The organism is Chromobacterium rhizoryzae (assembly GCF_020544465.1).
In the GTDB taxonomy this organism is placed as follows: Bacteria; Pseudomonadota; Gammaproteobacteria; order Burkholderiales; family Chromobacteriaceae; genus Chromobacterium.
This window is the reverse complement of the sequence record NZ_CP066126.1, coordinates 2,461,086-2,470,295: the sequence shown is the minus strand read 5'-3', so window position 1 is coordinate 2,470,295 and position 9,210 is coordinate 2,461,086. Positions and strand designations below refer to the sequence as shown.

Here is a 9,210-nt window from a genome sequence, read left to right as displayed (position 1 = left end):
GCCCCGAATTCAAAGATCAAAATTGCAGGTTCAGGCTGAAGCCCGAGGCGGCGCCGGTCTGGAAGCCGACGGGTTTCTGGATAGGCCAGCCGGTGAACATGTCGTAGGACAGACGCTTGAACAGGCTGCCGCGCATGCCGACTGCGCCGCCGGCCAGCTGCCGGCCTATCAGCTGGCTGCTTGCGGCCCCGCCGACGCGTCCCAGGTCCAGGCCCAGATACAGTTCCTGCCCGCTGGGGCCCATTGCCCAGGACAGCTCGTTGCGCCACAGCCAGCCGCGCTCGCTGGACAGGCTCAGATCACCGTCGAAGCCGCGCACGGTGTAGCGTCCGCCAATGGCGAAGCGGTCCTGCGGCACTAGCGCGCCCTTGCTCCACTGCCCGCGCCATTGGCTGTTGAGCCGCAGCTTTTGCGCGCCGATTTGCAGCGGCTGGGTATAGCTCAGGTCCGCGGTCACGATGCTGGCCCGAGAGCCGCCGTTGCCCGTTTCTTCCTCCGGCGCGGGCAAGGCGCCCAGCATGCCGGTGCCGCGCCGCCAGTTGAGGCCGGCGTCCAAGGTGGCGTCGCCCAGATAAGAACGCTGGTTCAGCCCCAGTTCCCAGCCGGCGGTCTGCCGATGCTGCAGGCGGATTTCCGTGTCTTCGACGAAGTTGCGCGATTTGCGCTGGTAGGCGCGCAGGCTGAGCGTGGTCTTGTGCGCCTGGCTGCGATACACCACTCGCGACAGGCTTAGCTGGCTGTTCTCGCTGTCGCCTCGGTATAGGTATTTCTCGTTGGCGCCGGCTATGGTCTGGTGGTAGCGGTAATCGTTGAGGGTCAGGCCCAGCTGCCAATAACCCAGGGGCAGCGAGTAATGTAGCGAGCGGCTTTTGGAGCCCAGCGGATCATGCTGGAACAAATCCTTGCCCTGGCTGTAATAGAACAGGTCATTGACGGTGAGCAGATTGTCCAACGACAAGGTGGCGCTGCCCTGGTAGCGGCCGGTGGCGTCGCTGCCGCCGTCGTCCAGGCTCAAGGACAGGCGGATGGGCAAGGTTTCTTTCCAGACGATCACCAGATCGCTTTCGCCGTCGGCGCCGGCCGGTTCGATCTGGATGTCGGCGTCCGCCGTCGGCACCCGTTTGAAGTTTTCCAGCGCCTGCTCGATATCGCGCAGGTTGAGCACGTCGCCCGGCCGCGCCGGCAGCGCGTTGAACCAGCGCGCGCGCCGCGAGGCGGGCTCGGCGAAGCGGATCGCATGAATGCGGCCGGGGATCAGCGTCAACGTCAACACGCCCGGCTTCAAGTCCTGAGGCTTGACCAGCACCCGGGTGGTGACGTAGCCCTGAGCGATCAAGGCGTTCTGCACCCGCTTCATCGCCAGGTTCACCCCTTGCGCGCCCAGACAGCGGCCGGCGGCGTCGGCGGCGGCCAGCGCCCACCGGAAACGCTCGGACAGTTCACCCTCCAGCCTAAGCTCGCGGATGACGAAGCATGGAACTTCGCCAATGGGATAGTCCGCCAGCGCATCGGCTTGGCGCGGCAGGCGCACATCGGGCGCCGCCGGCTGCGCTTGCTCTTGCAGCGTCCGTTCGCGTTCTTGTTGCAAAATCAGCTGTTGATCAGGGGACGGCAACTCCGCCGGCAGTTTCGCCCAGGCCGGCGCGGCCAGGCAGAGCGCGCTTAGCGATGCGAGCAAGGCCCCGGTTGGCCGCTTGCACAGGCAGGCCACCGGCTTTAATTGAAAGTGCGACACTTAGAATGCGTTTTTTCTTGAAAGTGGGCGATTCTATGACAAACACCACTCAAGCCCATCCGTATAACTACGTAATTTGCGGATGTGAATCTTCACGCCAGGCATTCAAAACATTTTGTTTTCATTAGAAATATCAAATAAAAATCATTATCGCCGCGTCTCGCCCCACCCTCCCAGCCGGCTTGGCCTGAAAGTGAAAATCACGAAAATCTGAAACTCCTTCAAACCCGCTCCACCCATGATCAAAAGGGCCGGCCGTCGCCGGTCTTTTTTACATCTAGCGCTTACATCTCTTTCCTTGCCGCCGCTCCAGCCGCGTATAATTGCGATGGTATTTTCCGGAGCCTCGTCCATGTCTTTGCCATTCCGCCTTGCGCCCGCGCTTTTGGGTTTCGTCGGCGCCGCCGCTCTTGCCGCCGGCGTCACCACCTTCAGCCCCCAGGGCGAAGTCAAAGAAGTGCAGCAGGTGCGCGTCACTTTCAACAGCAGCATGATTCCGCTGGGCAATAGCGCCGCGCCGGCGCCGTTCGCCTGGAGCTGCGGCCTGAAAGCCAAGGGCCATTGGGTGGACGATAAGACCTGGGTGCTGGACGTGTCGGAAACCCCGGCCGCCAATACCGACTGCCGCTTCACGCCCAAGCCCGGCCTCAAGGATCTGCAGGGCAAGGCCGTGGACGCCGGCCTGAGCTTCCGTTTCTACACCGGCGCGCCGGTGGTGGTGGAACGCTGGCCGCGCAACGGCCGCATCGAGGAAGACCAGGCCTTCGTGCTCCAATTCAACGGCGTCGGCGTGCCGGCCTCGTCCTTGTATTGCCAATCCTCCAGCCTGCCGGAACGCATCCCGGTCCAGCCCCTGCCGGCCGGCGAGCGCGCGGCGCTGCTCAAGCATCTGAAACTGGAACAACAATCCGCCAAGGTGCTGACGCTGCGCTGCGGCCAGCGCCTGGCGCCGGACAGCAAGCTCACCCTGGTGCATCTGCGCGGCGCGGCCGCGCCGGACCGGCTCAACTACCAGGTGCGGCCGCCGTTCACCGCCAGCATGAGCTGCCTGCGCGAGAACGCTAAAGGCGCTTGCATCCCGTTCAAGCCCATCACCCTCAACTTCAGCTCGCCGGTGCCGGAAAAACTGGCGATGGCGGTGCGCCTGAGCGGCGCCGGCGCCGAACGCGCGCCCCAGGCGGAAGCACGCGGCAAGGGCGAGCCGGTGGACAGCATCAGCTTCGCGCCGCCGTTCCCGCCCTTGGAAACGCTGACGCTGAAGCTGCCCAAGGACTTTGGCGACGAGGTGGGCCGGCCGCTGGTCAACGCCGAGCGCTTCCCGCTGGCCATCAAGCTGGCCGACTATCCCCCGCTGGCCAAATTCGCCGCCGCGCCGTTCGGCATCATAGAGTCCGGCGCGGACGCGGCGCTGCCCATCACCCTGCGCGGGGTGGAAGGCGATCTCAACATCAAATCCGTGCAATTGGGCGGCCAGGCGCTGCGGCTGAACAAAGACCAGGACATGATGGCCTGGCTGGCCAAGGTGCTGCGCTATCACGAGAGCGCCCTGCCCGCCGGCAAGGACAAGACCATAGAAAGCCGTCGCTTGTCGCTGCTGGCCAAGGAGCCAGCCGCCCAGCCGCTGAAGCTGCCCAGCCAGCCGGACAAGCAAGGCAAATGGCCGTTCGAAGTGGTGGGCATCCCGCTGCCCAAGCCCGGCCTCTACGTGGTGGAAGTATCGTCGCGGCTGCTGGGCAAATCGCTGCTGGCCAGCACCAAGCCCATGTATGTGCGCACGGCCGCGCTGGTCACCAATATGGCGGTGCACTTCAAAAGCTCCAAGGAAAACGCGGCGGTGTGGGTGACCACGCTGGACAAGGGCAAGCCGGTGCCGGCCGCCCGCGTCAACATCTACGATTGCAAGGGCAATGCGCTGTGGTCCGGCAAGACCGACGCCAAAGGCGTGGCCGCGGTCAAATCCGTGCTGCCGGCCGGCGAGTGCGACAACGAGGAGCTGTCCGGCCTCTTCATCACCGCCGCCGCCAAGGACGCCAAGGGCAACGACGACGTGTCCTTCGTGCGTTCCAGCTGGAACCGCGGCATCGAATCCTGGCGTTTCCCCTTCCCCACCCAGTGGAGCGACAGCCCCAACATCCTGGCCCACACCATTCTGGACCGCGCCCTGTTCCGCGCCGGCGAAACCGTGTCGATGAAGCATCTGCTGCGCACCCAGGTCAGCCGCGGTCTGGCCCAGCTCAAGCCCGGCCAGCTGCCGCAGCAATTGCGCATCGTCCACGACGGCAGCGGCGACGAAATCAGCCTGCCGCTGAGCTGGCGCAACGGCCGCTACGCGGAGAGCAGCTACGCGCTGCCCAAGGAAGCCAAGCTGGGCGAATACACGCTCTACCTGGAACGCAAGGGCGCGCGCGGTCCGGACGACAAGGACAAACCGTCCAGCCCGGAGCTGGACGGCTACTCGCTGCGCAGCGGCGGTTTCCGGGTGGAGGAATTCCGCCTGCCCACCATGACCGGCCGCATCTCCACGGTGAAGAACGCCGGCATCGCCCCCAAGCAGCTGCCGCTCAATGTGTCTCTGTCCTGGGGCAACGGCGGCCCGGCCAAGGGCTGGCCGGTGGAAGTCAGCGCCATGCTGGCCGACGCCTATCAGCGCATCAAGGGCTATGAGGCTTACAGCTTCTCGCCGCCGCAGCGTCAGCGCGATCAGGCCGAATCCTCGCTGGACGGCAAGGTGCTGCTGGACAAGTCCGCGCTGCAACTGGACGCCAACGGCAACGGCAAGGCCACGCTGGACAAGCTGCCCAAGCTGGACCGCCGCTACGACCTGGTCACCGAAGCCGCCTACCGCGACCCCAACGGCGAAGTGCAAACCCTGACCCGCCGCATTCCGCTGTGGCCTGCCGGCCTGCAAGTGGGCATCAGCGTGGACAGTTGGATCACCGCCGGCCGCGCGCTGCAGCTCAAGGCGGTGGTGCTGGACACCGCCGGCAAGCCGCTGGCCGGCAAGAACGTCAAGATCAGCCTGCGCGAACACCGCTACCTGTCCAGCCGCAAGCGGCTGGTGGGCGGCTTCTACGCCTGGGACCACAACGAGGAAACCGACGACAAGGGCAAGGTGTGCAGCGGCAGCACCGACGGCCGCGGCCTGATGTTCTGCGAAATCAACCTCAAGGACGCCGGCGACATGGAGCTGATCGCCGAAGCCGCCGACGACAACGGCAATCTGGCGCAAAGCGCGCAATCGGTCTGGGTCAGCAAGCACGACGAGCTGTGGTTCGACGTGGACAACAACGACCGCATCGACATCCTGCCGGAAAAAATCAGCTACGCCCCCGGCGAAACCGCCCGCTTCCAAGTGCGCATGCCCTTCCGCAAAGCCACCGCCTGGCTGGCGATAGAGCGCGAAGGCGTGATCGAAACCCGAGTGGTGGAGCTGGAAGGCAAGAACCCGGTGATCGAGCTCAAGGTCGAGCCGGGCTGGACCCCTAACGTCTACGTCTCGGTGCTGGCGGTGCGCGGCCGCGTGCGCGAAGTGCCGTGGTACTCCTTCTTCACCTGGGGCTGGAAAACCCCGAGCGAGTGGTGGGACGCCTACTGGAACGAAGGCGGCGATTACACCCCGCCCACCAGCATGGTGGACCTGTCGCGGCCGGCCTTTAAATACGGCATCGCCGAAATCCAGGTGGGCGACGCCGCCAAGCTGCTGGACGTGACGGTGAGTCCGGCGCGCAAGAGCTACGGCATCCGCGAAACCGCCGACGTGAGCATCCAGGTCAAGCTGCCCGGCGGTAAGCCGGCGCCGGCCGGCACCGAAGTGGCCTTCGCCGCGGTGGACGAGGCGCTGCTGGAATTGCAGCCCAACCGCAGCTGGGAGCTGATGCAGGCCATGTACCAGCGCCACAGCTACGGCGTGGAAACCGCCACCGCCCAACTGGAAGTGGTGGGCAAGCGCCATTACGGCCGTAAATCGCTGCCGCCGGGCGGCGGCGGCGGCAAGGCGCCCACCCGTGAACTGCTGGACACCCTGCTGCTGTGGCAGCCGCGCGTGGTGCTGGACGCCAACGGCAGCGCTCGCGTCAAAGTACCTATCAACGACGCGCTGACCCGCTTCCGCCTGGTGGCGGTGGCCGACGCGGGCAATGATCTGTTCGGCACCGGCGAAGCCGGCTTCAACGTCACCCAGGACCTACAACTGAGCTCCGGCATCCCGCCGCTGGCGCGCGAAGGCGACCAGTTCAGCGCCGGCGTCACCGTGCGTAACGGCGGCGACAAGCCGCTCAAGGTCAAGGTCCAGGCCGGCGCGCCCGGCCTGCCGGACTTGCCGCCGCAGGAGATCAGCCTGCCGGTGGGCGAGGCGCGGCTCTTGAGCTGGCCGGTGACGGTGCCCAACGACGTCAAGGAACTGAAATGGAGCTTCAGCGCTCAGCAAGTGGACGGCAAGGCCGCCGACAAGCTAGCGGTGCGCCAGGAAATCGAGCCGGCGGTGCCCATCACCGTGGAGCAGGCCACGCTGCAACGCGTGGAGCCGGAACTGAGCATCCCCGTCGCCTTGCCGCCAGGCGCCCTGCCCGGCCGCGGCGGCATCCGCGTCAGCCTGCAGGCCAAGCTGGGCAATGAACTGCCCGGCGTGCGCCGCTGGTTCCAGGACTACCCCTATGTCTGCCTGGAACAGCGCAGCTCGGTGGCGCTGGGTCTGGCCGACGCCAAGCGCTGGGATCAGCTGATGAGCGAACTGCCGCTGTATCTGGACGGCAGCGGCCTCGCCGCCTACTTCCCGCTGGCCGAAGGCGCGCCGGATCGCGGCAGCGACATCCTCAGCGGCTATCTGCTGGCCGCCGCCCACGAAGCCGGCGTCGTCATCCCCGAAGCCCAGCGCGCGCGGCTGCTGGACGGCCTGTCCGCCTTCGTCGAGGGCCGGATCAAGCGCGATCTGCCGCTGGGCCGCCAGGACGCAGACGCCCGCCGCCTGAGCGCAATGGAGGCGCTGGCGCGCTACGGCCGCTTCCGCCCGGCCATGCTGGACGTGCTGGACCTCAACCCGCAGAAGATGAGCACCGCCATGCTGGTGGACTGGCTGGCCCTGCTGAACCGCGCAGCGGACATCCCGCAGCGCGCCGCGCGGCTGAGCGAGGCGGAAAACCTGCTGCGCGCGCGGCTCACCTACCAGGGCACGCGCATGGGCTTCAGCACCGAGGCCAACGACAACGCCTGGTGGCTGATGGGCAGCGCCGACGTCAACGCCGCCAAGCTGCTGCTGACGGTGCGCAAGCTGCCGGGCTGGCAGGCGGATATGCCGCGCCTGCTCACCGGCCTGCTGGGGCGTCAGCAAAAAGGCCATTGGGGCACCACCACTTCCAATCTGTGGGGCAGCCTGGCCGTCGCGCAATTCTCGCGTCAGTTCGAAACCACGCCGGTCAGCGGCCAGACCAGCGCCGCGCTGGGCGGCGCCAAGCTGAACCTGGGCTGGCCGCAGGAAGGCGTCAAGGCGCTGGGCCTGCTGCCCTGGCCCGCGGGCGGCGGCAGCCTGCAGCTCAAGCACGCCGGCGGCGGCGCGCCGTGGGCCACGGTGCAGGCCGAGGCCGCCATCGCGCTCAAAGCCCCGCGCTACGCCGGCTACAGCATCAAGAAAACGCTGAGCCCGGTCAGCCAGAAAACCAGCGGCCAGTACCAGCCCGGCGACGTGGTCAAGGTCACGCTGGAGATCCAGGCGCAAAGCGATATGACCTGGGTGGTGGTCAACGATCCGATCCCGGCCGGCGCCACCATCCTGGGCTCCGGCCTGGGCCGGGATTCCGCGATCAACACCAAGGCGGACAACGACGGCGACCCCGCCGATTACGTGGAGCGCCGCTTCTCCGGCTACCGCGCTTACTACGGCTACGTGCCGCGCGGCGGCCTGAAAGCCAGCTACACCATGCGACTGAACAACCCCGGCGCCTTCAAGCTGCCGCCGACGCGGGTGGAAGCGCTGTACGCGCCGGACGTGTTCGGCATGTTGCCCAACTCGGTGTTCAAGGTAGGAAAAGGGGAAAATTAAGCCGGCGCCCCCTCTTTGGCCAATGTCAAAGAGAGGGCGCCGCAAGCGGGCAATGCCTCATGCCCGCGCGTCGACCGCTTGCGTTCAAGGCAGCGGTCGCCGCCTCCGGCAGCCGCCGCTTACGGAATGACGATGGACACGCTGAGCACGCGCGTTCCCAGCCTTTCTCCATGGGAGCCGTCAGACTTGGGGCGGCCGTAGAGATGGAGCGTGATGCGGAAATCTTCTCGGCCAGAGTCCGTCACATCATGAGTCCAGTAAAAAAACGATGCTTTTTCAGCATGGAGCCGCTCCATATTGATTTCGGAAGTGGCGGCATCCTGCTCGGGCAGCAACTGCCCTCTTTTGCAGAGGCATGGAGCGGTGATCGAGGTGGCTGCTTGCCCTCCGACACGGTCAACGGCATAGGGGATGATGCCCATCCCCTGACTTGGAGAGGCGCTCGCGCCATACCAGCGTATCGTATTCCCCACCCTGGCATCGGGCAGAGACAATAGGAGCAGACCATTCTGTAAACGCTCCTCGACTAGGGTATGACTGGAAAAAACCCGTACCGCGCCTTCATTGACCGCTGCGGGCGAATCCTCCTGCAGACCCAAGACGTTTTGCGGCACGTCCGGTTGCAGCGCCAGGGTCAAGTCGATAACCGGATTCATAATTCATCCTTACAATAGGTGAAGTGCCGGCAAGCTGAACAGTTTGCCGGCACTTCGGTTTCAATGAAATCTGATAGTTCAAGAAACCTGAATAACGGGATCCCAATAGAAATAACCAAGCGTTTTAACTTGATTGCCGCTTACTTGCTCGGTGATATAGAACCAAACCTGATAATTTTCAGTGCCCGTATCCGTTACGTTGCAGCCAAGATAGTAGTTTGGAATTTGTTGCGCCGTATAATTCAGCGGGTCCACCACTTTGTCCGCATTCTGATTGGGAATGGGCACCCAAGGTCTGGACTCGGTCGGAACCGGGATGGAGGTCACCTGACTGCCGGAGAATTTTTGAATTTTGTAAACGATAACGCTTTGGCTGACGTTTGAAGACAAAGACAGTGCGCGCCACCGGATCACGTCATCCACCTCGGCCTTCACCGCCAAATCAGCGGAAGCTTGTCCGCCTGTTACAAAGCGGCTCTCCGCCACCATGTAAACATCTTTATGGGCGATGCCGGTTGGCTGGCCAGAGTTTTGGCTTGGGCCAGGATACTTGTTGAGAATGGTTTGCGTATCGAACACCATTTCAATGTTGACAATATTGCTCATTCTTTCCTCCACATGTAGATCATTAATTAGGAGAGGCCGCTTCGCCCCAAGGCCATTTATTGATACGACAGGATCAAGAGAATAGAACCTAGTGCAAATACCTAATTGACAACATACAGATAGAGTTAATTGCATATTAAAATGTTTTATTACGTAATATCACAATCAAAATCATTTGC

4 protein-coding genes are annotated in these 9,210 nt (G+C 64.2%); 1 reads left to right on the top strand and 3 read right to left on the bottom strand.

Annotated elements, in window-relative coordinates; genetic code table 11:
* Nucleotides 1–16: 16 nt before the first annotated feature.
* Nucleotides 17–1,678 (bottom strand): ShlB/FhaC/HecB family hemolysin secretion/activation protein, encoded by a 1,662-nt coding sequence (locus tag JC616_RS11195; protein ID WP_227108303.1) that lies wholly within the window; start codon nucleotides 1,676–1,678, stop codon nucleotides 17–19.
* Between the two features lie 409 nt (nucleotides 1,679–2,087).
* Between JC616_RS11195 and JC616_RS11190 the strand changes: the two genes are divergently transcribed.
* Entirely contained in the window at nucleotides 2,088–7,769 is a 5,682-nt protein-coding gene (locus JC616_RS11190) for an alpha-2-macroglobulin family protein (protein ID WP_227108301.1), read from the top strand.
* Nucleotides 7,770–7,888: 119 nt separating this feature from the next.
* Here the strand turns inward: JC616_RS11190 and JC616_RS11185 are convergent, their stop codons facing one another.
* A complete protein-coding gene (locus tag JC616_RS11185) occupies nucleotides 7,889–8,425 on the bottom strand; it encodes an AidA/PixA family protein (RefSeq protein WP_107798962.1) in 537 nt (178 codons plus the stop codon).
* A gap of 78 nt (nucleotides 8,426–8,503) precedes the next feature.
* Nucleotides 8,504–9,031, bottom strand: a complete 528-nt coding sequence (locus JC616_RS11180; RefSeq protein WP_227108299.1) for an inclusion body family protein — start codon at nucleotides 9,029–9,031, stop codon at nucleotides 8,504–8,506.
* Between the last annotated feature and the right edge of the window lie 179 nt (nucleotides 9,032–9,210).